Here is a 22481-nt window from a genome sequence, read left to right on the forward strand (position 1 = left end):
CGGGTGAGGCCGTCGGCGGCTCAGCCGAGCAGCTTGGCCTTGGCGGCGGCGAACTCGGCGTCCGACAGCACGCCCGCCGCCTTCAGGTCGCCCAGCTGCTTGAGCTGGGCGATGAGGTCGTCCTGGGCGGGGGCGGCCGTCACCTGCGCCTGCTGCTGGGCCTGCAGCTGCGCCTGCTGCTGGGCGTACGCCTGCTGCTGCGCCAGCTGTGCCTGCTGCTCCTGCTGGGCCGTGTACTGGTCGGCGGCGTAGCGCTGCTCGTCGCGCGACTGCGCTCGCCGGTTCATCGCCCGGCTGGTCGCGTTCGCGGTGCCGGTGATCACGGCCGTCCGCGCCATCGTGCCGATCAGGCCGGGGCGGCCCATCCGTCGCATGGGGGGCATCTCAGTTCTCCTTCTCGATCTCGTCGGCGAGCGCCTCGATCGCCGCCGGCGGCACCTGGGTCCAGTCGAGGACGTTCCCGCCCGCACCGCGCACCGCGCCGGCGAGCCCGCGGGCCCACGTGTGCTCGAACACCAGCATCCCGACGGCCGACCCCGGCGCGAGCTCCGCCGAGATGTCCTCGACGTCGTCCTCCGCGAGCAGGCCGGCGGGCTCGCCGACGATGCGGGCGAGCTCCTCGTCGCCTCCCTCGGTGGCCTCGAGCCACTCGACGGCCCCGTCCTCGGCCTTGCGGATGAGCAGCGCGTCGAGCACGTCGATCGTCCCGGCGTCGACGAGCCTGCCGAGCTCCGCGACGATCTCGCCCTTGAACTCGCTGCGCGGGAACTCGATGAGCACGAGCTCCACAGGTCCTGTGGATCGCATGTCCTGCCTCTCGGTCGGTCGTCCTGTTGGCGGGAGGCCGTGGGCTGCCTTCGGCGCCCGCCATGCGGCACACTCTGGCACCGCACCGCGCGATCCGCATGCCGGGCACGCACCTCGCGCGCTCTCGCCCCGGGGGCGAAACGCCAGGTCATCCGCCACGATGAGCGATGACCGGAGCAATGGCGGAGGGGGCGGGCGATGACGGCAGCCGACGAGGGCGGGCGTGGCGGCAGGACGAGCGCGGGACCCCGGCCGCGGGACGGGGACGCGTCCCCGGGGACGGTGAGCCGCCGCGTCGAGCTCGCGGCGACCGTGCTGCTCGCCCTCGCGACCGTCGTCACGGCGTGGTCGGCGTTCCAGAGCACCAAGTGGTCGGGCGTGCAGGCGAACAGCTACGCCGCCGCGGGCGCCGCGCGCGCCGAGTCCACGCGCGCCTCCACGGAGGCGGGCCAGCTCATGACGATGGACGTCACGGCGTTCTCCTCCTGGATCGACGCCGTGGCGTCCGAGCAGCGGGCCGGCCGGGACTCAGGGCTCGCGGACGACGGCACCTACGACCCCGTGGACGGCACCCAGTCAGAGTTCCTGTACACCCGGTTCCGGCCCGAGATGGTCCCGGCGTTCGACGCGTGGCTCGCGACCGACCCGCTGCACGACGACGACGCCCCGCGCACCCCGTTCCTCATGCCGCAGTACGAGCTCGACGCGCAGGCCCGCGCCGACGACAGCCTGCAGGAGGCCGAGGACCTCTCGGCCACCGCCCGGCAGGCCAACCAGAACGGCGACAACTACGTGCTGACGTCGATCCTGTTCGCGTCGGTCGCCCTCTTCGCAGCGCTCAGCACCAAGCTCGTGCACGGCACCGCCCGGCGCGGGCTGCTCGGCGTCGCGGCGGTGCTGTTCGTGATCTCCACGGTGGTCGTGCTGGCGTTCCCCAAGCAGCTGTGACGAGCGCTCCGGCCCGCGGCGGGGTCACGCCGCCCCGCACGACCCGCGCACCGTGAGCCGCGGCAGCAGGGCCACGTGCCGCGGCGGGCCCTGCGCACCGGGTGCGCCGGGCGGGCCCGGCGCCTCGCCGCCCTCGTCGCCGTCGATCCGCGCGACGAGCATCCGCAGGGCCTCGCGGCCGAGCTCCCGGCGCGGCGGCGTCACGGTGGTCAGCGGGACGACGGCGAGCTCCGCGTTCTCGTCGTCGTACGCCACCACCGCGAGGTCCTCCGGGACGCGCAGCCCCCGGTCGAGGGCGGCCTCGACGAGGCGGGCGGCGTGGTCGTCGGTGTGCACGAGCAGCGCGCGCGTGCCCGTCTCGCGGCACCGGTCCAGAAGGGCGGCGAGCGCGCGCCCGAGCCCGGCGGGGTCGCCCTCGCCCTTGGGCAGGGACACGTCCGGGCCGGCCTCGACGCCGAGCCTGGCGATCCCCGTGGCGAAGCCCTCGCGCACCTGCGGGGCGGTGGGCGTGCGGTCGTAGACCGCCAGGCCGATCCGGCGGTGCCCCAGCCCGGCGAGGTGCTCCACCGCGAGCACGGCCCCGTGCGCGTGGTCGGAGCGCACCTGGTCGAGCTCGCTCAGCGCGGTCAGCCCGTCGACCCGGCGCTCGGCGACCACCACCGGCACGGGCACCGAGCGCAGCCACGCGGCCAGGTCCTCGGGGGCACGCTCGCGCGTGGTCGGCGCGACGACGATCCCCCGCGCCCCGAGCCCGACGAGCCGGTCCACCTGCGCCGCCTCGACGTCCGGGCGGTAGTGGGAGACGGCGAGCACCAGGCGCACGTGCAGGCTCGGCGCGAGGGCCTCCATGCCGCGGACCAGCGGCGGGAAGTGCACGGTGGAGCTCGGCACGACGACGCCCACGAGCCCGCGCGCGGCCTGCGGTCCGCGCGCCGAGCGGAGGGCCACCGCGCCGCCGTGCACGCGCGCCAGCCGGCCCGCGCGGTCGAGCGCCATGATGTCGCGGCGCACGGTCACCTCCGCGACTCCGAGGGCCGCCGCCGCCTCGGCCGAGCGCACGCTGCCCCGCAGGTCGACCTCCCGCAGCAGGTACTCGTGCCGGGCCGTCCGCAGGTGCATGGTTTCTCCGCCGTCGTCGTCGAGGCCGTCGATGAGGCGACACCGTAGCCGACCGTGTCCGCGGATGATCGAAAATGTCCGCCCCTTCCGCTCCCGGCCCCGACGGCGACAGGATGCGGGGGTGAGACCCGCAGCGACGACGCCCTCCCGCACCTCCGGCACGACGGACGCCGCGGCGGGCCGCCGCCGGACGGCCGAGGGGCTCGACCCCCTCCTCGCCCCCGCCCGTCGCTGGACCCGCGAGCACTGGCTCGCCACCGCCGACGACCTCCTGTCCGCCGTCGCCCCCTTCGCCTCGCCGGGCGGCTCGCTGATCACGCTGCCGGGCCCGGTGAGCGCCTCGGGGGCCTGGAGCGACGGGCTCGAGGGCTATGCGCGCACGTTCCTGCTCGCCGCGTTCCGGCTGCGGGGCGAGGACGGTCGTGACCCGGCCGGCCTGCTCGAGCGGTACGCCGAGGGCCTGCGGCACGGCACCGAGCCCGCCGGCGACGAGCGGTGGCCGCGCGTCGACGAGCGGCGCCAGGCCGTCGTCGAGGCCGCGTCCGTGGCGATCGCCCTGTCCGAGACCCGCCCCTGGCTGTGGGACCGCCTCGACGACGGCACCCGCCAGCGGACGGTCGACTGGCTCGCCGGGGTGGTCGGCACCCGCGGGTACACGAACAACTGGCTCTGGTTCCAGAACGTGATCGAGGCGTTCCTCGCCAGCGTCGGCGGACCGTGGGAGCAGGCCGACCTCGACCACAACGCCGAGACCGCCGAGTCCCTGTACGTCGGGGACGGCTGGTACTCCGACGGACGGGGCCGCGACGGGCGGCGGCAGAACTTCGACCACTACGCGGGCTGGGCCTGGCACGTGTACCCGCTGCTGCACGCCCGGATCCAGGGCCGGCCGCTCGAGGCCCTGCACGCCGAGCGCCTGCGCGCCTACCTCGACCAGGCCCGGCACCTGGTCGGGTCGCGCGGGGCGCCGATGCTGCAGGGCCGGTCCGTCACGTACCGGCACGCCGTGCTCGCCCCGTTCTGGGCGGGCGCGATCGCCGACGCGACGCCGCTGTCCCCCGGTGCCACCCGCGCCCTCACCGCTGCGGTGGCCGAGCACTTCGACGCCGCGGGCGCGGTCGACGACCGCGGCCTGCTGCCCGTCGGCTGGCACCGCCGGTACGACCGGGTCCGCCAGCTCTACACGGGCGGGTCCTCCCCGTACTGGGCGAGCAAGGGGTTCCTCGGCCTGCTGCTGCCCGCCGGGCACCCGGTCTGGACGGCGGAGCCCGAGCTCCCCGAGGCCTGGCACGAGCCGCACGTCGCGGCGCTGCGGGCGCCCGGGTGGCTGGTGAGCGCCACCCCCGCCGACGGCGTCGTCCGCCTGCTCAACCACGGCTCGGACCGCGCGATCGAGCACCCGCTGCAGCCCCGCGCCGACGACCCGTTCTACCGCCGCCTCGGGTACTCCGGCGCCACCTCGCCCCAGCTCGCCCCGCGCGACGTGGCGGCGCCCCTGGACTCGCACACCGCGCTGCTCGACGCCCGCGGCCTGCCGTCGCACCGCGACGGCGTCGAGCGCGTCCACCTGGGCGACTCCGTGGCCGTCTCCCGCTCGCGGGTGCACTGGCTCGACGTCCCGGGCACGGGCACGCCCGGAGCGGGCGACGACGCCGGCTGGGCCGGTCTGCGCCTCGGGCCGGTGCTCACCACCGCCTCGGTGGTGCGCGGTCGCGACGAGGTGCGCCTCGCCTGGTGGGCCCCCGGCCCGACGACGACTCCCGGCCGGGCACCCGCGCCCGGCGCCACGGTCGCGGATCTCGACCGGGACGCCGCCTGGCCCGCCGACCCCGGGCCCTGGACGCTGCACGTGGGCGGCTGGCCCCTCGCGGCGGCGGCCGAGGGCGCCCTCCAGGTCGAGCGCGACGACGACCTGGTCCGGGTGGTGCGCGAGGACGGGACGACCTCGGGCGTGCGCGCCCTGCCGGTGGCCCTCGATGGTGCGCCTGACGATGCCGCCCTCGACACGCCCGGGGCCGCGCGCCAGACGGGCTCCGACCCCCTCGGCGCGTCGTCCGCCGTCCCGTGGCTGCGCACGTCGGCCCCGGTCGGCGCCGGCCAGGTGGTCGCGGCGCTCGTCGTCCTCACCGGCGAGGACGCGCCGCCCGGCACCGCCACGCTGCCCGCGGTCCGCGTGCGCGTCGGCGACGACGGGCTGCCCGCCGGCATCGAGGTGCGGTGGCCGGACGGCCACGTCGACGCCGTGCCCAGCGCCCCGCATGCCACCACGGCCGCGGGCGGGGCGGCATGACCCGGCTGCGCGCGGCCTTCGCGATGCGCGACGCCGCGCTGCTGCCCGACCTGTTCGACGGGGACGCCCTGGCCCGGCTGCGCCGGTGCGCCGACGTCGCCCCCGGCGTGCTCGTGGGCGCCGAGGCCGCCGCCGACGGCCTCGGGGACGTGGAGGTGCTCCTCACCGGGTGGGGCGCGCCGCGGCTCGACGACGACCTGCTGCGGCGGGCGCCGCGGCTGCGCGCCGTCGTGCACGCCGCCGGCTCCGTGAAGCCGATCGTCTCCCCCGCCGTCTGGGAGCGCGGCGTGCACGTGTCGAGCGCCGCCGCCGCGAACGCCCGGCCGGTGGCCGAGTACACGCTGGCGATGGTGCTGCTCGCGGGCAAGCGGGTGCTCGAGGCCGCCGACTCCTACGCGGCCCGCCGCAGCCTCGAGGGCTGGACGCCGGCGGGGCCGCTGGGCAACCACGGCCTCACCGTCGGCGTCGTCGGGGCGTCGCGGATCGGCCGCCAGGTGATCCGGCTGCTCGAACCGTTCGACGTCGAGGTCCTGCTGCACGACCCCTGGGTGGACGCGGCCGGCGCCCGCGCCCTGGGCGCCACCTCGGCGACGCTCGACGACCTGGCGCACGCCAGCGACGTCGTCACCGTGCACGCCCCCGACCTGCCCGAGACGTACCGGATGATCGGGGCGCCCCGGCTCGGCCTGATGCGCGACGGCGCGACGCTCGTGAACACCGCGCGCGGCCGCCTGGTCGACACCCCGGCCCTGACCCGTGAGGTGGTCTCCGGCCGGCTCCGGGCGGTCCTCGACGTCACCGACCCCGAGCCGCTGCCCGCCGACCACCCGCTCTTCGACGCGCCCGGGGCGCTGCTGACGCCGCACGTCGCCGGGTCGCTCGGCAACGAGCTGCGGCGCCTCGGCGACCTCGCGGTCGACGAGGTGGAGCGCCTCGCGGCCGGCGTCCCGCTCGAGCACGAGGTGCGCCCGGAGCAGCTGGGCACCACCGCCTGACGGTCTCCGCGGCCCGCCACGCGAAGGGGCGAGCGGCGCGGGTGCTCAGGCGTCCCGGCGGTCCGCCGCCCGGGCGCTCGCGTCGAGGGCCAGCGTCCAGCGCGCCCGGTGCACCATCGCGACGTCGAGGAAGGTCCCGTCGGCCAGGACGACGGTCCCGGTCCCGGCCTCCGCGGCGTCGGCCACGGCCCGCACGACCTCACGCGCGCGGGCGACCTCGTCCGCGGCGGGGGCGAAGGCGTCACGGATCGTCACGAGCTGGGCGGGGTGGATCGCCGTGCGGCCGCAGAACCCGAGCGCGCGGCCGGAGCGGCACGAGGCGGCCAGCCCGTCGAGGTCGCGCAGGCGGGTATAGGCCGACATCGCGGGTGCGGGCAGCCCCGCGGCGCGCGCCGCCACGACGACGCGGGCACGCGCCCAGGACAGGGCGTCGTCGGCGTCGACCCGCAGGTCGGAGCGCAGGTCGGCCTCCCCCAGGCCCACCGACGCGACCTGCGGCGACGCGGTCGCGAGCTCGTACGCCCGCTCGACGCCGAGCGCGGACTCCAGCAGCAGGTGGAGGCTGCGGCCCGGCAGCGCCGCGGCGAGCGCCCGCACCTCGGACACGGACTCGACCTTGGGCACCCGCACCGCGACCTGGAGCGGCAGTCCCGCCACCGCGGCCACGTCGGCGGCGTGCCACGGCGTGCCCGCGTGGTTGATCCGCACCTGCACCGTCGGGCCGCCCGCCGCCCCCGGGCCACGAGGGCCCAGGAGGTCGGCGAGGTTCCCCCGGGCGGCGTCCTTCGCCCCGGGGGCGACGGCGTCCTCGAGGTCGACGAGCACGGCGTCCGCCCCCGAGGTCAGTGCCTTCGCGACGCGGTCGGGCCGGTCGGCCGGCACGTACAGGAGGGTGAGCGGCTGGGCGACCGGGAGATCGTGCGCGGTGCCCGTCGCCGCGTCGTCGGTCATACCGCCCCCTCCGCGCGCAGGGCGGCCACGCGCTCGGGCGCGAACCCGAGCTCACCGAGCACGGCGTCGGTGTCCGCGCCGTGCGGGCGGCCGGTGTGGTGGATGACGCCGTCGTTGCCGGACAGCCGGAACAGAGGTCCCTGCATGAGCAGCGGGCCCAGCTCGGGGTCCTCGATCTCGTGGATCGTCCCGAGGGCGCGGAACTGCGGGTCGTCGACGATGTCCTGCGCGTCGTAGATCGGCGCCACCGCCGCCTGCGCCGCCTCGAACGCCGCCACGACCTCGTCGCGGGTGCGTTCCGCGATCCAGCCGCCCACCGCGGCGTCGAGCTCGTCGGCGTGCTGCGCCCGGTCGACGCCGCGCGCGAACCAGGGCTCGTCGATCAGCTCGGGGCGGCCCACGAGGCGCATCACGCGCTCGGCGATGGACTGCGCCGACGTCGAGACCGCGACCCACTGGCTGTCGCTGGTGCGGTAGGTGTTGCGCGGCGCGTTGTTCGCCGACCGGTTGCCGGTGCGCGGCTGCACCGTGCGCAGCTGGTCCCACCGGGTGATCTGGGGGCCGAGCATCGCGAGGATCGGTTCCACGATGGCGGTGTCCACCACCTGGCCGCGCCCCGTCGCATCCCGGGTGGACAGCGCCACCATGACCGCGAAGGCCGTCGCCAGCGACGCCACGCCGTCGGCCAGGCCGAACGGCGGGAGCGTGGGCGCGCCGTCCGGCTCACCGGTCATCGCGGCGAACCCGCTCATCGCCTCCGCGAGCGTGCCGAAGCCTGGCCGGGTGCGGTACGGGCCGACCTGCCCGAAGCCGCTCACCCGCGCCAGCACGAGCCGGGGGTTGCGGGCGGACAGCTCGTCGTAGCCGAGCCCCCACCGCTCCAGCGTGCCGGGGCGGAAGTTCTCGATGACGACGTCCGAGCGCTCGGCCAGCGCCAGGAAGACCTCCCGGCCGCCGTCGCTGCCGAGGTTCGCCGTGATCGTGCGCTTGTTGCGCCCGAGCGTCTTCCACCACAGGTTCACGCCGTCCTTCGCCGCGCCGTGCGTGCGCGACGGGTCGGGCCTCGCCGGGTGCTCCACCTTGACGACGTCGGCGCCCATGTCGCCGAGGTGCATGGCCGCCATCGGGCCGGCGAACAGGGTGGACGCGTCGACGACGCGCAGGCCGGCGAGCGCGCCGGCCCCGGGGTCGCGCGAGACGGTCATCGGGTCACCTCCGTCGTGTCCACGGTGCCCAGCGCGTCCGGCAGGTCCCAGGCGCACCGGAACCCGACCGTGGCGCCGCGCGCGAGGCCGAGGCCGGGCAGCAGCAGCTTCACCGCGTGGTCGGGCGCGTGCCGGCCGCCCTCGACGTACCAGTCCGATCCCTCGGCGCGATAGTCGCTGCCTCCCTTGAGCATGACGTACCGGGTGCGACCGTCGCTGTGCTCGCTGTCGGTCCAGCTCCACACGGCGGGCGTGCCGCGTCGGAAGCCGGGCTCCGTCGCGGCGAGCTGCCACTCGTCCTCGGTCGGCAGCCGGCCGCCCCGCCAGGCGCAGTACGCCCGCCCGTCGTCGAGGTCGACGAAGGTCACGGGCGCGTCCGCGGCGCCCGGCGCCGGGCGCCCGTCCACCCAGTGCGCCAGGAAGCGGTGCCCGTCGGCCGGCGCGTACCCGGTGGCGTCGAGGAACGCGGCGAACTGCGCGTTCGTCACGTCCGCGGCGGCGACGGCGACCGGGGCCGCGAGCTCGCCGTCGCGCTGCAGGGTGCGGGCGTCGTGCAGGCGGGGCGGGAGCGGCTTCCACTCGTCGACGTACGGCGCGCCCTGGTACATACCCGTCTCCCGGGCCCGGTACCGCACGGTGAGCGCGTACGCGCCGGCGGGCACGACGACCGCGTCGTCCTCGGGCCCCGCGTCGGGGCCGGTCCGGAGGCCCTCCGGGCCGGCGGGGCGCAGGCGCCGGGCGACGCGGTGGGGGAAGCGGGCGTCCGGGTCGTGGCGCAGCGCGTCGTGCCCCCTGTCGTCCCCGCTGTCGTCCCCGCCGGCGAGGCCGTCGACGACGGCGCGCAGCCCGGCGGCCCACGACGGTGCCCCCGACCCGGCGCGCAGCAGTGCCGCGACGCCGCGCGCGGGGACGGTGACCCGCTCGTCACCGTCGGCGAGCAGCGGCTCGGCGTAGTCCTCGTCCCCCCGGTTGACCAGCGTCCACAGCGTGACGCCGTCGGCCTCCCACCGCGACGCGTACACCCCCGCCGCCTCGGCCTCCGGTGCCAGCTCCGCGAGCGGCGTCCAGTCGCCGGACAGCAGCAGCGGGTGCGCGGCGCGCTGCACGGTCACCATGCGGCGCACGGTCGCCGCGTCGCGGGGCGACCAGCCGACCCACACCCCGAAGACGACCTCCCACACCATGACGCCCACGCCGTTCAGCCAGGCGGACTGCAGCTCCTCGGAGTGGTCGCGGTGCCAGCGGCGCACGTGGTGCTGCATGTGGCGGCGCTCGTACCAGTGCGCCCGCAGCACCCCCGGCACCGGCGAGTCCGCGAAGAACTGCGCCCACGACGACGAGTGGTCCTCGATGCGCTCGACCGGCAGCTTCGACTCGCCCTCGAGCACGATGCCCGGGCGCGCGGCCTCGAGCCGCGCCACGAGCTCGGGCTCGGCCTTCTTCAGGGTGTCGAGGAAGACGCCGTCCGCGCCGAGGTCGCGCACGAGCGCCGCGAGCTCGGTGAGGTCGTCCTCGCCGCGGCGCGTGCCGGTGTCCCACGGGTTGTAGTCGACGAAGACGCGCAGGCCGGCGTCGTGGAACGCCGCCACGAGGTCGACGATGCCGGGGACCTGGCGGTAGAAGTCCCACTGGTTGCGGTCGTCGATCCCGATCACCGGGTAGGCGTGCCAGAGCACGACGGCGTCGAGCCCGGCGAAGCGGTCGCGGGCGTCGGCGAGGAAGCGCTCGGGGGTGAACCGGTGCTCCGCGAAGGAGTAGAGCAGCTCGTCCCACAGCCACACCTGCGCCACCGTCCGGCAGCCCGCCGCCCACGCGGCCTCGGGCCGCTCGTAGGCGGTCCCCGTGTACCCGTGCCGGGCGCGGGCGTCGGCCCGCCACGCGGCGAGCCGCTCGCGCCAGGCGGGGCGGTCGGCCGGGTCCTGCGGGCCGACGAAGATCTTCGCCTCGTCCAGCGCGGCGCTCTGCTCGGGGGTCAGCGGGCCGTCGAGGTCCACCACGGTGGGACGGTCGATGGGCCGCGGGACGAGGGGGTCGAACGTGTACGTCATGGCTGCTCTCTCAGCTGCTCTCTCACAGGTGTCGCGGGTCGGGCGGCAGCGGGTGCGCGGGGGTGGGATCGGGCGCTCAGGGTGTGCCAAGGGCATGGGCTCGTGGCGTGCTCGTGCGTGCTCAGCCCGGGCCGGCCGCCGCGAGCGCGGCGACCTCCGTGGCCCCGGGCACGGCGTCCTGCGCCCCGCGCCGCGTCACCGCGAGCGCGCCCGCGGCCGCCGCGAGGCGCGCGGCCTCGGGCAGGGACTCGCCGCGCGCGAGGGCCGCGGCGAGGACCCCGCAGTAGGTGTCCCCGGCGCCGGTGGTGTCGACGGCCTCGACGGCGTGCGCGGGCACGCGCACCACCGGCTCGCCGCGGCGCGCCACCAGGCTGCCCTCGGCGCCGAGCGTGACGACGACCGCCGGGACGCGCCCGAGCAGCGCGTCCGCGAGCGCCTCGGGGTCCGTCCCGGCGAGGTCCTCGGTCAGGTCCGCGGCCTCGTGCTCGTTCACCACGAGCACGTCGACGACGTCCCACACCGCGTCCGGCAGGGGGCGCGACGGCGCCGCGTTGAGCACCAGCGGCGTCCCGGGTCGCCGCGCCGCCGCGGCCGCGAGGACGGCGTCGAGCGGGACCTCCAGCTGGGCGAGCACGACGTCGGCCTCGGCGATGCGCCGCGCCTGCGGCTCCTGGACCACGACGTGCGAGTTCGCCCCCGGCGCGACGACGATCGCGTTCTCGCCGTCCGGGGAGACCGTGATGAGCGCCGTGCCGGTGGGGACGTCGAGGCGCCAGACCAGGTCGGTGCGCACGCCGGCGCGGCGCAGTGATGCGAACAGCAGGTCCGCCGACTCGTCACGGCCCACGGCGCCGACGAAGGAGGTGTGCGCTCCCCCGGCCCGCGCCGCGCCGGCGGCCTGGTTGGCGCCCTTGCCGCCGGGGCTCCGGCGCAGGTCGCCGCCCAGGATCGTCTCGCCGCCGCCGGGGTGGCGCGGCACGTCGACGACGAGGTCCACGTTGGCCGAGCCGACCACGACCACCCGTCCGCCCGCGCTCACGCCCGGCCTCCCTCGTCGGTGCCGGCCGCACTCGCGCGGGCGAGCGCCGCCGTCCGCGCCGCGAGGTCGGCGATGCTGCGCTCGCCGCCGGGCAGCGACGTGGCGATCCGCCCGTCGAGGGGCGTCACCCACCGCGCACCGAGGCCACCCGCGCCGCGCAGCGCGCCGACGACGCCGCCGACCGTGGCGGCCGCGGAGTCGGTGTCCCAGCCGGCGGTGACGGCGATCGACACGCTCGCGCCGAAGTCGCCGCGCCCCGCCGCGAGCGCGTACGCGATCACGGCGGCGTTGTGCAGCACGTGCACCCAGTGCAGGTCCCCGTAAGCGGAGTGGAGGCGGTCGAGGTCGGCGCGCACGGCGGGCTCGGAGCCGTCGGACGCAGCGCCCAGCTCCCGGCCGAGGCGCACGGCGCCCGCGAGGCGGCTGCCCGGCGGCACGACCGCGTCGCCGGCGTCGAGGACGTCCTCGACGCCGTCGCACACGAGGGCCGCGGCCGCGAGGGCGGCGGCCCACATCGCCCCGTACACCCCGTTGCGGGTGTGGCTCAGCCGGGCGTCGGTCCACGCGAGGCGCGCGGCCGCGCGCACGTCCCCGGGGCTGACCCAGCCGAGCAGGTCGGTGCGGATGAGGGCGCCGATCCACTCGCGGAACGGGTTGTGGTGGGTGGCGGTCTCCGGCACGGGACGCGCGTCGAGGATGTTGCGGTACGCGGCGCGCTCGGCCGTGAACGAGCGCCCGGCGGGCATGAGGTCGAGCCAGAGCTGGGCGACGTCGTCGGTGGTGAACCCCCGCCCGCGCGCCTCGAGCAGCTCCAGGGCGAGGATCGGGTAGTTGAGGTCGTCGTCCTCCGGCATCCCGTCGATGTTCTCCTCGAGGGAGGTCGGGGCGGAGCGGCGGTTCCAGGGCCAGCGGGCGGCGACGTCGTCGGGCAGCCCGACGGCGGTGAACCACCGGTCCAGGGGCCAGCGGCCCGTGGACCGCAGGATCTCCTCGATGCCCGCGCGCGGGATCTTCTCGACGGGCTTGCCGAGCAGGCACCCGGCGGCCCGCCCCGTCCAGGCGCCGAGCAGGCGGTCGTCGAGGCCGGCCCCCGGGCGCGGCAGCCGGGGCGCGGGCGGCAGCAGCGCGACGATCGCGTCCCAGTCGTCCGGCTCCTGCGGCGCCGCGGCGGCCGGCCGGGCGTCGAGCTCGTCGAGCAGGGTCCGGGCGAGGGCGCGCAGCTCCGGCGTCGCGGGCACGGGCCCGGCGCCGCTCACCGCGGGCTCCGGATCTCCCCCGGCGGCCGCCCAGCGCTCGCGGACGTCCGCGGTCTCCTTGCCCTCGGCGGCGGACTGCACGAGCTCGTGCGCGAGCAGGTCCTCCGGCTGCGCCCAGGTCAGCCTCACGCGGGCTCCCCCACCGTGTCGCGCCCGGCCGCCGGCAGCGCGCCGTCGAGCGCGTCCACGGCGGCGAGGCGGGCGCGCGCCCGCTCGGCGTCCGCGCGGACGATGTCCGCGGCGGCGGAGGCCATGAGCCGACCGGTCTCGCGGACGTCCATCCGGCTCGCCTCCTCGATCTCGTCCAGCCACTCGGTGGGGACCACGCCGCTGCCGCCGAGCCCGGCCGCGACCGCGCCCGCCATGACGGCGATCGAGTCGGCATCGCGCCCGTAGTTCACGGCCGCGAGCACGGCGCCGCGGTAGTCGCCGCGGTGCCCGAGCAGCATCCCGAGCGCCGCCGGGAGCTCCTCGATCGACTTGGTCCGCGAGGGGCGGCGCGCGTCCATCGACATCTGCCGGTACGCCGGGCCGACGGAGTCGAACGGGGCCACCGTGTCGCGCACCAGGCGGCCGAGCTCTCGCTCCTCCGCGTCCGTGGTGGGCGCCGTGGTCCAGCCGTCGAACGCCTCGACCATCGCGTGCAAGGCGTCCGCCGTGCCGTCGTGCGCGACATCGAGGGCCGCGTGCACGACGTCGTCGAGCGTCGCGCCGGGCGTCACCGACGCCGCGACCATGGCCGCGAAGACGCCCGCGGCCTCGCGCCCGTAGCTCGACTGGTGCGCGCCGGTGAGGTCGATCGCCTCGGCGTACGCGCCGCGGGGGTCGCCCGGGTTCGCGAGACCGACGGGCGCCACGTACATCGCGGCGCCGCAGTTCACGACGTTGCCGACCCCGGCCTCGCGCGGGTCCACGTGCCCGTAGTGCAGGCGCGCGACCATCCACTTCTCGGCGAGGAACACCCGCTGCAGCAGCAGCGCCGTCGACTCCAGCTCGGGGATCCAGCGCGGCTCCCCGATCATCAGGGGCACCAGGTCCTCCGCCACCGCGTAGGCGTCGAGGTGGTCGCGGCGCTTGGCGTAGACCTCCACGACGGCCCGCGTCATGAGGGTGTCGTCGGTGATGTGCCCGTCGCCCTTGTGGTACGGCGCGATGGGGCGCGCGTCGCGCCAGTTCGGGTACCAGGGGCCGACGATCCCGGTCACCCGGCCGCCGTGCCGCTCCTCGATCTGCTCGGGCGTCCAGCCCTCCACGGCGCCGCCGAGCGCGTCGCCCACCGCCGCACCGGTGATCACGGCCATCGATCGGTCGTCCAGCCAGGTCACGGTCACTCCCTCGTCGTCCTGCCGGGCGCGTGTCTCGCGTCCCGGGTGCCCGCGGGCGGGCGGCCGTGCGGGCGGCGGTGCGCCGCCCGCACGACGGTCACTGCGTGATCTCGTCCCAGCCGTCGGTGAGCTGCGACTGCAGCCCGGCGGCGTCGGTCTCCTGCGCCAGGAAGCGCTGATAGGCCGGGGTGGCCACCGTGTCCTTCCACTGCGCGTAGGAGTCGGCGAACAGGTAGGGCGCCGAGACGAAGTGCTGGCCCGAGGACAGGATGGTGTCCCACCCGTTCTCGTCGCCGAGCTTGTCGGCCATCTGCTGCTGGGCCGACGTGGTCGCCGGGATCAGGGCGTCGGCCTCGTTCAGGGCGGCCAGGTTGTCCGCCTCCGTGAAGAACTCGATGAACTCGGCCGACTCCTCGACGTGCTCGGAGTCGATGTTCACCGACAGGGTCTGCGGGTTCGCGGCCTGCCCGGCGCCCTCCGGCCCCGCGAGCGGCGGCAGCACCACCCAGTCGAGGTCCTTCGGCGCGTCCTTGGCGATGTTCGCCGCCTGGTAGGAGCCCTGGACGGTCATCGCGGTCTGGCCGGCGTAGAACGACGCGATCGCCTCCGACCCGGACTGGGTCAGGGTGACGGGGAGGATCGACTTGTCCTGGTACGCCATCTGGTCGACGAGCTCCGGCAGCGCCATCTCGCCCTCGCCGACGGTGATCTGCGCGTCCTGGCCCGTGCCGGAGAAGTACTGGCCGCCGAACCCCGGCGCCAGTGTCATGAACGCGGCGGTCGGGCTCGACAGGCCCCAGCCGAGCCCGTACGTCTTGCCCTTCGTGGTGGCCTGCGCGATCTCGCGCAGCTGGTCCCACGTCATGGTGTCGCCGGTGGGGATCTCGACCCCCGCGTCGTCGAGGAGCTTCTTGTTCGCGAAGACCATGTAGGACTGCAGCTCGGTCGGGTACGCGATGACCTGGTCGTCCACCGTGACCGAGTCGAGCACGCCCTCGGGGATGTCGGCCCGGCGCTCGTCGGACATGTACTCGGACAGGTCCGCGAGGTAGCCGTCGCGGGCGAACGGGACGATGCTCGCGGACTCGTAGTGGATGATGTCCGGCGCGGCGCCGCCGTTGAACTGCGTGATGAGCTTGTCGTAGACGCCGTCCCAGCCGGTGGGGACGATCTCGACCTGGACGTCGGGGTGGGCGTCGTTCCACTCCCCGACGATCTTCTCGGTCGCCTCGATGGCGGCCGGCTGGTCGGACAGGGACTGGAACTTCAGCGTCACGGGGCCGCCGTCGCCCTCGTCGCCGCCCCCGCCGCTGCAGGAGGCGACGAGCAGGGTGGTGACCGTGAGGCATGCAGCGATGGACACTCCACGAGTCTTCATGGGTCTGCCTTTCGGATGGGTGGTTCCGGTGGGTGGGTGCTGGTCGGTGGGTCGCGCCGGTGGTCAGCCCTTGACGGCGCCGGCCATGAGGCCGCCGGTGAGCTTCTTCTGCATGATCGAGAAGAAGACGATGCTGGGGATCGCGGCGAGGAACGACCCTGCCGCGAGGGGGCCGAGCGCAACCTTGCCCTCGCCGCCGATGAACGACGTCAGCGTGATCGGCAGCGTGTAGTTCTCGGGCGACTGGAGCAGGACCAGGGCGAAGAAGAACTCGTTCCACGAGGACACGAAGCTGAACATCGCGGTGGCGACGATGCCGGGCGCGAGCAGGGGGAACACGATGCGGCGCAGCACCGACAGGCGGCTCGCGCCGTCCATGGAGCCGGCCTCCTCGAGCTCGACCGGGATGCCGGCGACGTAGCCCTGCAGCATCCACAGCGCGAACGGCAGCGTGTACGTGGTGTGCACCAGGGTGAGCCCCACGAGGCTGTCCGTGAGGTTCATGGTCCGCAGGATGAGGAACAGCGGAAGGATGATGAGGATCACCGGGAAGACCTGGCTCACGAGGATCCAGCCGACGCCGGCCACCCGGATCGCGCCCTTGAGCCGGGCGAGCACGTAGGCCGCCGGCATCGCGATGAGGATCACGAGGAAGGTCGACGCGAGCGCCACCACGAGGCTGTTCGCGGCGGAGCTGACCAGCCCCTGCCGGGCGAGCGCCTGGGCGTAGTTCTCCCAGTGCCACTGTGACGGGAGCAGGCTCACCGTGAGGGAGTTGAGCTCGGCGGAGGACTTCACGGACGCCGAGATCAGCCACAGCAGCGGGAAGCCGAGGAAGACGATGTAGCCGGCGAGGGCCACGTACTGGGCGGGGCGGACGAGGACGCGCATCGGCTCAGCCCTTCGTGGTGGCGCGGTCGTCGCTGAACTGCGACCGCAGGTAGACGGCGAGGAGGAGGACGACGACCACGACGAGGACCACGCCCATGGCGGCGGCGTACCCGATGTTGCGGTTCTTGAACGCCTCGAGGTAGGTGAACAGCATCGGCAGCATGGTGCGGCCGCCCGGCCCGCCCTCGGTGAGGACGTAGACCAGCGAGAACGAGTTGAAGTTCCAGATGAAGTTCAGGGACGTGATCGACGCGATGATGGGCCGCAGGCTCGGCCACGTCACCGCGGTGAACCGGCGCCACGCGCCCGCCCCGTCCATCGACGCCGCCTCGTGCAGCTCCCCGGGGATCTGCTGCAGCCCGGCGAGCAGCGTGACGGTGGTCTGCGGCATGCCCACCCAGACGCCGACGACGATGACGGCGGGCAGCGCGGTGGAGAAGTCGGCGAGCCAGTTGATGTCGTCCGGCAGGCCCAGCGACCCGAGGAACGCGTTGAGCGGCCCCGCGTTGGGCGAGTAGATCATCTTCCACATGATCGCCACGACGACCGGCGGCATCGCCCACGGGATGAGCGCCAGCACGCGGGTGAGCCCCTGCAGCCGGAGCCCGGAGTTCAGCAGCTGCGCGAGGCCGAGGGCGAGCACCAGCTGCAGCACCGTCACCGAGACGGCCCAGATCATGCCGATGCGGAACGAGTCCCAGAAGAACGAGTTGTCGGCGAGCCGCACGAAGTTGTCGACGCCGACGAACTGGTAGTCCGGGTGCCGCACCAGGCGGGCGTCGGTGAAGGCCAGGGCGATGCCCATGACGAGCGGCGCGACGCTGAGCACCAGGATCGGCAGCAGCGACGGCATCACGAGCGCGGCCGCCTCGCGGCGGCGCCCCTTCTCCAGGCCCCCGCGGCGGCGCACGGGCCGGACGGGTCCGCCCGCGGCCGGGGCGGTGGGGGTCGTCGGGGTGGTGGCGGTCATCGGGCGCTCCCGTCGGTCGCGGCGGACGGGGACGGCGCCGTGGACTCCCGCACGAGCAGGCGCGGGCCGATCGCGACGTGCTGCGCCGGCGCCTCGTCGTCCTCCAGGCGGGCGAGGATGACGCGCGCCGCGGCGGCGCCGCGCTCGGCCGACCCGAGGGAGACGCTGGTCAGGCTGGGCTCGAAGACCCGGCCGAGCTCGGTGTCGTCCATGCCGGTGACGGCGACGTCGCCGGGCACGGCGAGCCCGAGCTCCCGGGCGGCGCGGACGACGCCGATGGCGAGCAGGTCGTTCGCCGCGACGACGGCGTCGAGCCGCGAGCCGTCCGCCGCCGGCGCCAGGAGCGCACGGGCGGCGCGGAGGCCGGCCGCGACGGTGAAGTCGTCGGCGACCTCGACGGCGACGCGCTCGGCCGGGAAGCCCGCGCCGCCGGTCGCCGCGTCGAAACCGCGCTGGCGCGCCTCGCCCGGCGTGGTGTCGAGCGGGCCGTTGAGGAACCCGAGGCGCCGCCGTCCGGCCTGCACCAGGTGGTCGACGGCCTGGCCGATGCCGCCGGCGGAGTCCGTCGACACGGAATCGATGCGCTGCTCGTCGAACGGCCGCCCGATGACGACCACGGGCACGGGCGCCCGCCGGATCTCCGCGACGAGCGCGTCGTCCGTCCGGAGGGGGCTGATCACCAGGCCGTCGACGAAGCCGCTGCCGAGGCTGCGCACGAGGTCGGTCGTGGTGTCGGCGGTGTCCCCCGTCGTCATGACCACCACCCGGTACCCGTGCGGAGCGAGCACCTCGTGGATGGCCGTGAGCATCTCCACGTAGACGGGGTTGCCGATGTCCGCGACGGCGAAGGCGACCTGGAAGGTCTTCTTCATCCGCAGGGACCGGCCGGTCACGTCGGGGCTGTACCCGAGCTCGTCGGCCGCGGCGCGCACGCGCTCCACCATGGCCGGGCTGGCCCCGGTCCCGTGCAGCGCCCGCGACGTCGATGCGAGGGAGACCCCGGCGTGCCGGGCCACCTCGATCAACGTGGCGCGTGATGACGTCACTGTCGCTCCACCTTCATCGTCGACGGCGTTTGGAAACGTTTCCACCCCTGTCTCGAGGAGGTCGTTGGAAACGTTTCCGGAATGGCGCCACTCTCGCACCCGGTCGTGCCCGTGTCAAGGCGCCCGGAACACGCCGGGACGACGCCGGGACGACGCGTCTGCTCGGGTCAGGCGAGCTCCGACCGCAGCCGCTCCGCGTAGGCGCGGCGGCGCTCGACGGGGAGCCACTCCGGTTCCGGGACCGTGGCGTAGAGGTCGTCGCCGGGGTACCGGGGGAACAGGTGCTGATGGAAGTGCCAGACGTCCTGGTTCCCGGCCGGCTCGTTGTGCTGGCGGGTGGAGACGCCCGCGCAGTCGTAGGCGGTCCGCATGACCCGGGCGAGCGTCCGGGTGACGTCGAAGACCGCGTGGCCGTCGGCGGCGGGCAGGTCGTACAGGTTCTCGTGGTGGGCGACGGGGATGATCAGCACGTGGCCCGGGTTCCGCGGCCACCAGCGGGGGGCGATCATCGCGAGAACCCGCTCGTCGCGGTACACCACCTCGGGCTCCCGCTCGGCTGGGAGGTCGCAGAACGGGCAGTCGTAGCCGGCGGGTTCGTGGGTGTGCACTCAGCGCCTCCGTCGCGGTGCGTCGTCCGGGGGCGGGACGACGAGGCCCGCGAGGTCCGGCGGCCGGTACCCGGGGCCCTTGAGCACCTTGCCGTCGGGCCGCTTCAGGACACGGCCGTCCGCGTCCACCTTGCTCAGGTTGGACCGGTGGACCTCGACGAACACCGCCGGCAGGTCGATCCCCAGGGCGTCCGCGGCGCCGTAGGTGACGTAGAGGACGTCGGCCAGCTCCTTCGCCACCGCCCGGTACGCCGCTGCGGGGTCGTCGCCGGAGCGCAGCGCCGTCGCGAGGTCGGCGAGGGCCTCGGCGGCCTCACCGGCCTCCTCGGTCAGCAGGCTCCGGCGGTGCTCCGGAACCTCGGGGCGTCGGGGGTCGGCCTCGCCGTCGAACAGCTCCCGGAACTCGGCGACCCGCCGCATCGGCTCGTGATCCATGCCCGAACGCTAGGGCGTCCCGGGCCGCCGGTCGACCAGGCACGGCGCGGGTGAGGAGCGGGCGAAAACGGGGCCGCCGCGCATCCGGCGGCTCGACGACACCTCTCTCCCAGGGCGAGCACCCCGGTTCGCGTCCCGTCCCTCGGAAGTGAGCACCACCATGTCCGTCACCGCCCCGAGCACCAGCACGAGTACCGCCACCGCCTCCGCCCGGCCCGTCCCGAACGGCCTGGCCGAGCAGGTCGCGCTGCGGCTCGACGTCGCCGTCACCGCGCTCGCGCGGTTCCTCACCCGCTGGTCGATCCCCTCGCTGCGCGTCGCGCTCGGCCTCGTCTTCCTCGGCTTCGGCGTGCTGAAGTTCTTCCCCGGCGCCAGCCCGGCCGAGGAGATCGCCGCGCGCACGGTCGAGACCCTGACGTTCGGGCTCGTCCCCGGCGCCACGGCCGTGATCGCGGTGGCCGTCATGGAGACCTTCATCGGCCTCACGCTGCTGTCCGGCCGGCTGCTGCGGGTCGGGCTGCTCGTCCTCGCCGTCGCGATGGTCGGCATCCTGTCCCCCGTCGCCCTCTTCGGCGACGAGCTCTTCGGCCACGGCATGACCCTGCTGGGCCAGTACGTGCTCAAGGACGTCGTCCTCGTCGCCGGCGCCGCCGTGGTGGCCGCCGCCGCGCTCGGTGCCCGGCTGCGCCTCGCCCCCTGAGGATGCCGCGCCCGTGCACGGAGCCTCGACCCGGAGCCCCCGACCGTCCTCGGCCGGGGGCTCCGCTGCGTCCGGACCGTGAGACCTCTCCGCGACGCCGTGGCGTCTTCGCGGGCGTCCACCTCGTCGTCGTGGCCGCCGCCTCGCGGCGGACGCCCTGGCGATCGGCTTCTCGCCGAGGACGCCGAGAGCGAACCGGCGCTCGTCCCGGTGCCCCGAGCACCTAGGCTGCGACTGCTGACCAGGAGGGCCCCATGACCACCACCACGACCATCCCGTCCGACGCGCCCGCCGACGTCCCCGCGGACCCGTCGGAGCTCGTCCTCGACAACCCCCGCTGGTCGTCCCTCACGGGTGCCCACGCGCACCTCGCCGAGGGCAACGACCTGGTGCTGCGCTACCCCGTCGACGTGTCGCCGTTCGCCGCCGTCCGGTCGTGGGACGACCCCGACGTGTGGGACGCGATCGTCGACGTCGCCGGCCGCGGCGCCGAGTTCCCCGGCCCGCCGGCCGACGTCGCGCTGCCCGCGGGCTGGGAGCGGGTCGCCCTCCACGAGGGGGTGCAGCTCGTCGAGACCGCGCGGCTGCGCACCCGCGCCGACGACGAGGCCGTGCTGCTCGGCGCCGACGACGTGCCCGACATGCTCGCGCTCGTCGAGCGCTCGCGGCCGGGCCCGTTCCTGCCCCGCACCTACCTCATGGGCCGGTACGTCGGCATCCGTCGGGAGGGGCGGCTCGTCGCGATGGCCGGGGAGCGCCTGCAGCCGGAGGGCTGGACCGAGATCAGCGCCGTGACGACCGACCCCGACCACCGCGGCCAGGGGCTCGCCACGCGCCTCGTCCTCGACGTCGCGCACCACGTCCGCGAACGCGGCGCCCGCCCCATGCTCCACGCGGCGGGGAACAACGCGAACGCGATCCGGCTGTACGAGAACCTCGGGTTCCGGCTGCGTACCCGCACCGCGTTCGGCGCGGTGCGGACGCCGCGAGGCCCGTCCGCCGGTTGAGCCTGTCGAAAGCTCGTCAGGTTTCGACAGGCTCAACCAGCGAATTCATGGCAGAGGCCCGGCCGTCGTCGGCGTAGGGTTCACGCCTCCAGCAGGTCGGGCTGCGGGTGGCGCACGCCCTGCACGGCGTCGCGCGGGATGGCGGCGGCGGACGTCGACGGCGAGGTCCGTCACCCGGTCGACGGTGCCGGTGAGGATCCCGCGGCCCAGCGGGAAGAACGGCACGAAGCCGGCGGCCGAGACCGTGAAGGCGTGGGCGCCGGAGCCGAGCGTGCGGGTGGGCAGGGTGCCCGTGGGAGGTGTCGTCATGTGCGCAGCCGACGATCCCCGCGGCCGCCCGCAAGGCTTCCGCCCGGCCTCTCGGATGCTGGACGGCGCGCGGCTCCGGTCCGCGTCAGCCGATCGAGCGGCGGTGCCGCTCGGCCAGCTCCTGGTACTCGATCGCGTTGCGACGCACGCGCTCGGCGCCGTCCGGGTCGAGCTCGCCGCGGTCCTTGGCGGGGACGCCGACGGCGAGGTGCCCGGCGGGGATCTCCTGCCCCTCGCGCACGAGGGCTCCCGCGGCCACGAACGCGCCCGCCCCGACGACGGCGTGGTTGAGCAGGGTGGCGCCCATGCCGATCAGGCTGCCGTCGCCCACGGTGGCGCCGTGGATGATCGCCCCGTGGCCCACGCCCACGCCGGCGCCGATCGTCGCGGGCACGCCGGTGTCCGTGTGCACCACGCAGTTGTCCTGGATGTTGGAGCCCTCGCCGAGCTCGATCGCGTCCATGTCGCCGCGCAGCACCGCGCCGTAGAAGACGCTCGCCCGGGGGCCGATGCGGACGTTGCCCACGATCGTCGCCGTCGGGGCGATCCACGCCGTGGGGTGGATCTCGGGAGTCTGACCGTCGAAGGGGAGCACCGTCGCCATGGCCCGGAACCCTACCCGCTGCCGGCGCCGGGACCCGTGCGGACGGCTGGGTCGCCGGTCAGCGTGCGGAGGGGCGCAGGCGTGCGCCCAGCACGTAGAGCTCGCAGCCGAGGCACAGGCCGACGGCCGCGTTGAGCGCGGCGGCCACGAAAGCGATCCCGGCCGCCCAGGGCACGGCGACCACGACGCCGGCGACCCCGAGGGCGACGCCGACGCCGGTCACGACCAGCCCGACGAGCTGGGCGAACCGCGGCGGGCGCGGGTCCTCGAGCTCGGCGGGCTCGGCGATCCTCGGCCGCACCAGGGTGCGGAACACCCAGCCCTGCACGGTGCCCTGCGCACCGCGCACGGCGCCCTGCAGGAACCCGGCGGCCACGACGGCGAGCAGCACCAGGCCGGCCGTCGACGGCCCCAGCAGCACGACGACCGCGAGCAGCAGCGCGGTGATGGCGGCGCCCACGCGCGGGCCGCGCGGGTCGATGCCGACCGGGGCCGGGGTGGCGGTGGTCTCGCGGGTCATCGTCCCCTCCTGCGGGTGGCTCGGGTCGTG

Annotated in this window: 23 protein-coding genes; 5 read left to right on the forward strand and 18 right to left on the reverse strand. The window is 75.6% G+C overall.

The genetic code is table 11. The features are described from left to right. Positions 1 to 20: 20 nt before the first annotated feature. The gene (locus ACQFYA_RS11480) at positions 21 to 383 is read right to left on the reverse strand and encodes an SHOCT domain-containing protein (protein ID WP_499124208.1); all 363 of its coding nucleotides are present in this window, start codon (positions 381 to 383) and stop codon (positions 21 to 23) included. Position 384: 1 nt separating this feature from the next. Next, entirely contained in the window at positions 385 to 807 is a 423-nt protein-coding gene (locus ACQFYA_RS11485) for a DUF6325 family protein (RefSeq protein ID WP_499124211.1), read from the reverse strand. Between the two features lie 198 nt (positions 808 to 1005). Here ACQFYA_RS11485 and ACQFYA_RS11490 point away from each other — a divergent pair, with 198 nt between their 5' ends. Further along, complete coding sequence (locus ACQFYA_RS11490; protein WP_499124213.1) at positions 1006 to 1755, forward strand: hypothetical protein; 750 nt, start codon at positions 1006 to 1008, stop codon at positions 1753 to 1755. A 24-nt stretch (positions 1756 to 1779) separates the two neighbouring features. Here ACQFYA_RS11490 and ACQFYA_RS11495 read toward each other — a convergent pair whose 3' ends face one another. Continuing rightward, entirely contained in the window at positions 1780 to 2874 is a 1095-nt protein-coding gene (locus tag ACQFYA_RS11495) for a LacI family DNA-binding transcriptional regulator (protein ID WP_499124214.1), read from the reverse strand. 121 nt (positions 2875 to 2995) lie between these two features. Between ACQFYA_RS11495 and ACQFYA_RS11500 the strand changes: the two genes are divergently transcribed. Both ACQFYA_RS11500 and ACQFYA_RS11505 read left to right on the forward strand, forming a co-directional pair. Beyond that, the gene (locus tag ACQFYA_RS11500) at positions 2996 to 5164 is read left to right on the forward strand and encodes a DUF2264 domain-containing protein (protein ID WP_499124216.1); all 2169 of its coding nucleotides are present in this window, start codon (positions 2996 to 2998) and stop codon (positions 5162 to 5164) included. After that, the gene (locus ACQFYA_RS11505) at positions 5161 to 6159 is read left to right on the forward strand and encodes a hydroxyacid dehydrogenase (protein WP_499124218.1); all 999 of its coding nucleotides are present in this window, start codon (positions 5161 to 5163) and stop codon (positions 6157 to 6159) included. Before ACQFYA_RS11500 ends, ACQFYA_RS11505 begins: the two co-directional genes overlap by 4 nt. Before the next feature lie 45 nt (positions 6160 to 6204). Here the strand turns inward: ACQFYA_RS11505 and ACQFYA_RS11510 are convergent, their stop codons facing one another. The 12 genes from ACQFYA_RS11510 to ACQFYA_RS11565 form a co-directional block, all read right to left on the reverse strand. After that, on the reverse strand, positions 6205 to 7110 hold the full coding sequence (locus ACQFYA_RS11510; RefSeq protein ID WP_499124219.1) for an HpcH/HpaI aldolase/citrate lyase family protein: 906 nt from the start codon (positions 7108 to 7110) through the stop codon (positions 6205 to 6207). Next, positions 7107 to 8315 (reverse strand): CaiB/BaiF CoA transferase family protein, encoded by a 1209-nt coding sequence (locus ACQFYA_RS11515; protein WP_499124221.1) that lies wholly within the window; start codon positions 8313 to 8315, stop codon positions 7107 to 7109. The genes ACQFYA_RS11510 and ACQFYA_RS11515 overlap by 4 nt, the downstream gene beginning before the upstream one ends. Further along, a complete protein-coding gene (locus tag ACQFYA_RS11520) occupies positions 8312 to 10363 on the reverse strand; it encodes an SUMF1/EgtB/PvdO family nonheme iron enzyme (protein ID WP_499124223.1) in 2052 nt (683 codons plus the stop codon). The genes ACQFYA_RS11515 and ACQFYA_RS11520 overlap by 4 nt, the downstream gene beginning before the upstream one ends. Before the next feature lie 121 nt (positions 10364 to 10484). Then, positions 10485 to 11402 carry a ribokinase gene (locus ACQFYA_RS11525; RefSeq protein ID WP_499124225.1) on the reverse strand — a complete coding sequence of 306 codons (918 nt, stop codon included), beginning with the start codon at positions 11400 to 11402 and terminating at the stop codon, positions 10485 to 10487. Beyond that, complete coding sequence (locus ACQFYA_RS11530) at positions 11399 to 12787, reverse strand: ADP-ribosylglycohydrolase family protein (RefSeq protein WP_499124227.1); 1389 nt, start codon at positions 12785 to 12787, stop codon at positions 11399 to 11401. Before ACQFYA_RS11530 ends, ACQFYA_RS11525 begins: the two co-directional genes overlap by 4 nt. Beyond that, entirely contained in the window at positions 12784 to 13983 is a 1200-nt protein-coding gene (locus ACQFYA_RS11535) for an ADP-ribosylglycohydrolase family protein (RefSeq protein ID WP_499124229.1), read from the reverse strand. Before ACQFYA_RS11535 ends, ACQFYA_RS11530 begins: the two co-directional genes overlap by 4 nt. A gap of 97 nt (positions 13984 to 14080) precedes the next feature. Continuing rightward, positions 14081 to 15346: an ABC transporter substrate-binding protein gene (locus tag ACQFYA_RS11540; RefSeq protein WP_499124230.1), complete on the reverse strand. Its 1266-nt coding sequence runs from the start codon at positions 15344 to 15346 to the stop codon at positions 14081 to 14083. 78 nt (positions 15347 to 15424) lie between these two features. Then, a complete protein-coding gene (locus ACQFYA_RS11545; RefSeq protein ID WP_499124232.1) occupies positions 15425 to 16252 on the reverse strand; it encodes a carbohydrate ABC transporter permease in 828 nt (275 codons plus the stop codon). Between the two features lie 4 nt (positions 16253 to 16256). Continuing rightward, positions 16257 to 17222, reverse strand: coding sequence for a carbohydrate ABC transporter permease (locus ACQFYA_RS11550; protein ID WP_499124234.1), 966 nt, complete (start codon positions 17220 to 17222; stop codon positions 16257 to 16259). Further along, the gene (locus ACQFYA_RS11555) at positions 17219 to 18268 is read right to left on the reverse strand and encodes a LacI family DNA-binding transcriptional regulator (RefSeq protein ID WP_499124235.1); all 1050 of its coding nucleotides are present in this window, start codon (positions 18266 to 18268) and stop codon (positions 17219 to 17221) included. The genes ACQFYA_RS11550 and ACQFYA_RS11555 overlap by 4 nt, the downstream gene beginning before the upstream one ends. 167 nt (positions 18269 to 18435) lie before the next feature. Then, positions 18436 to 18876, reverse strand: coding sequence for an HIT family protein (locus tag ACQFYA_RS11560; protein ID WP_499124236.1), 441 nt, complete (start codon positions 18874 to 18876; stop codon positions 18436 to 18438). Then, complete coding sequence (locus ACQFYA_RS11565; protein ID WP_499124239.1) at positions 18877 to 19311, reverse strand: pyrophosphohydrolase domain-containing protein; 435 nt, start codon at positions 19309 to 19311, stop codon at positions 18877 to 18879. A gap of 148 nt (positions 19312 to 19459) precedes the next feature. Here ACQFYA_RS11565 and ACQFYA_RS11570 point away from each other — a divergent pair, with 148 nt between their 5' ends. Then, a complete protein-coding gene (locus ACQFYA_RS11570; RefSeq protein WP_499124241.1) occupies positions 19460 to 20011 on the forward strand; it encodes a DoxX family membrane protein in 552 nt (183 codons plus the stop codon). A 254-nt stretch (positions 20012 to 20265) separates the two neighbouring features. Beyond that, the gene (locus ACQFYA_RS11575; protein WP_499124242.1) at positions 20266 to 21018 is read left to right on the forward strand and encodes a GNAT family N-acetyltransferase; all 753 of its coding nucleotides are present in this window, start codon (positions 20266 to 20268) and stop codon (positions 21016 to 21018) included. A 45-nt stretch (positions 21019 to 21063) separates the two neighbouring features. On the opposite strand, the gene ACQFYA_RS11580 is transcribed toward ACQFYA_RS11575, so the two are convergent. The 3 genes from ACQFYA_RS11580 to ACQFYA_RS11590 form a co-directional block, all read right to left on the reverse strand. Beyond that, positions 21064 to 21327 carry a hypothetical protein gene (locus tag ACQFYA_RS11580; RefSeq protein ID WP_499124245.1) on the reverse strand — a complete coding sequence of 88 codons (264 nt, stop codon included), beginning with the start codon at positions 21325 to 21327 and terminating at the stop codon, positions 21064 to 21066. Between the two features lie 85 nt (positions 21328 to 21412). After that, positions 21413 to 21931, reverse strand: coding sequence for a gamma carbonic anhydrase family protein (locus ACQFYA_RS11585; protein WP_499124247.1), 519 nt, complete (start codon positions 21929 to 21931; stop codon positions 21413 to 21415). Positions 21932 to 21989: 58 nt separating this feature from the next. Then, positions 21990 to 22451: a DUF4395 family protein gene (locus ACQFYA_RS11590; protein ID WP_499124249.1), complete on the reverse strand. Its 462-nt coding sequence runs from the start codon at positions 22449 to 22451 to the stop codon at positions 21990 to 21992. Positions 22452 to 22481 lie beyond the last annotated feature (30 nt).

This window comes from Promicromonospora sp. Marseille-Q5078, from assembly GCF_050315395.1.
GTDB lineage: Bacteria > Actinomycetota > Actinomycetes > Actinomycetales > Cellulomonadaceae > Isoptericola.

Coding starts and splice junctions, on each gene's coding strand:
- ACQFYA_RS11480 (WP_499124208.1), bottom strand. CDS start 383: ATGCCCCCCATGCGACGGATGGGCCGCCCCGGCCTGATCGGCACGATG.
- ACQFYA_RS11485 (WP_499124211.1), bottom strand. CDS start 807: ATGCGATCCACAGGACCTGTGGAGCTCGTGCTCATCGAGTTCCCGCGC.
- ACQFYA_RS11490 (WP_499124213.1), top strand. CDS start 1,006: ATGACGGCAGCCGACGAGGGCGGGCGTGGCGGCAGGACGAGCGCGGGA.
- ACQFYA_RS11495 (WP_499124214.1), bottom strand. CDS start 2,874: ATGCACCTGCGGACGGCCCGGCACGAGTACCTGCTGCGGGAGGTCGAC.
- ACQFYA_RS11505 (WP_499124218.1), top strand. CDS start 5,161: ATGACCCGGCTGCGCGCGGCCTTCGCGATGCGCGACGCCGCGCTGCTG.
- ACQFYA_RS11510 (WP_499124219.1), bottom strand. CDS start 7,110: ATGACCGACGACGCGGCGACGGGCACCGCGCACGATCTCCCGGTCGCC.
- ACQFYA_RS11515 (WP_499124221.1), bottom strand. CDS start 8,315: ATGACCGTCTCGCGCGACCCCGGGGCCGGCGCGCTCGCCGGCCTGCGC.
- ACQFYA_RS11520 (WP_499124223.1), bottom strand. CDS start 10,363: ATGACGTACACGTTCGACCCCCTCGTCCCGCGGCCCATCGACCGTCCC.
- ACQFYA_RS11545 (WP_499124232.1), bottom strand. CDS start 16,252: ATGCGCGTCCTCGTCCGCCCCGCCCAGTACGTGGCCCTCGCCGGCTAC.
- ACQFYA_RS11550 (WP_499124234.1), bottom strand. CDS start 17,222: ATGACCGCCACCACCCCGACGACCCCCACCGCCCCGGCCGCGGGCGGA.
- ACQFYA_RS11565 (WP_499124239.1), bottom strand. CDS start 19,311: ATGGATCACGAGCCGATGCGGCGGGTCGCCGAGTTCCGGGAGCTGTTC.
- ACQFYA_RS11575 (WP_499124242.1), top strand. CDS start 20,266: ATGACCACCACCACGACCATCCCGTCCGACGCGCCCGCCGACGTCCCC.
- ACQFYA_RS11580 (WP_499124245.1), bottom strand. CDS start 21,327: ATGACGACACCTCCCACGGGCACCCTGCCCACCCGCACGCTCGGCTCC.
- ACQFYA_RS11585 (WP_499124247.1), bottom strand. CDS start 21,931: ATGGCGACGGTGCTCCCCTTCGACGGTCAGACTCCCGAGATCCACCCC.
- ACQFYA_RS11590 (WP_499124249.1), bottom strand. CDS start 22,451: ATGACCCGCGAGACCACCGCCACCCCGGCCCCGGTCGGCATCGACCCG.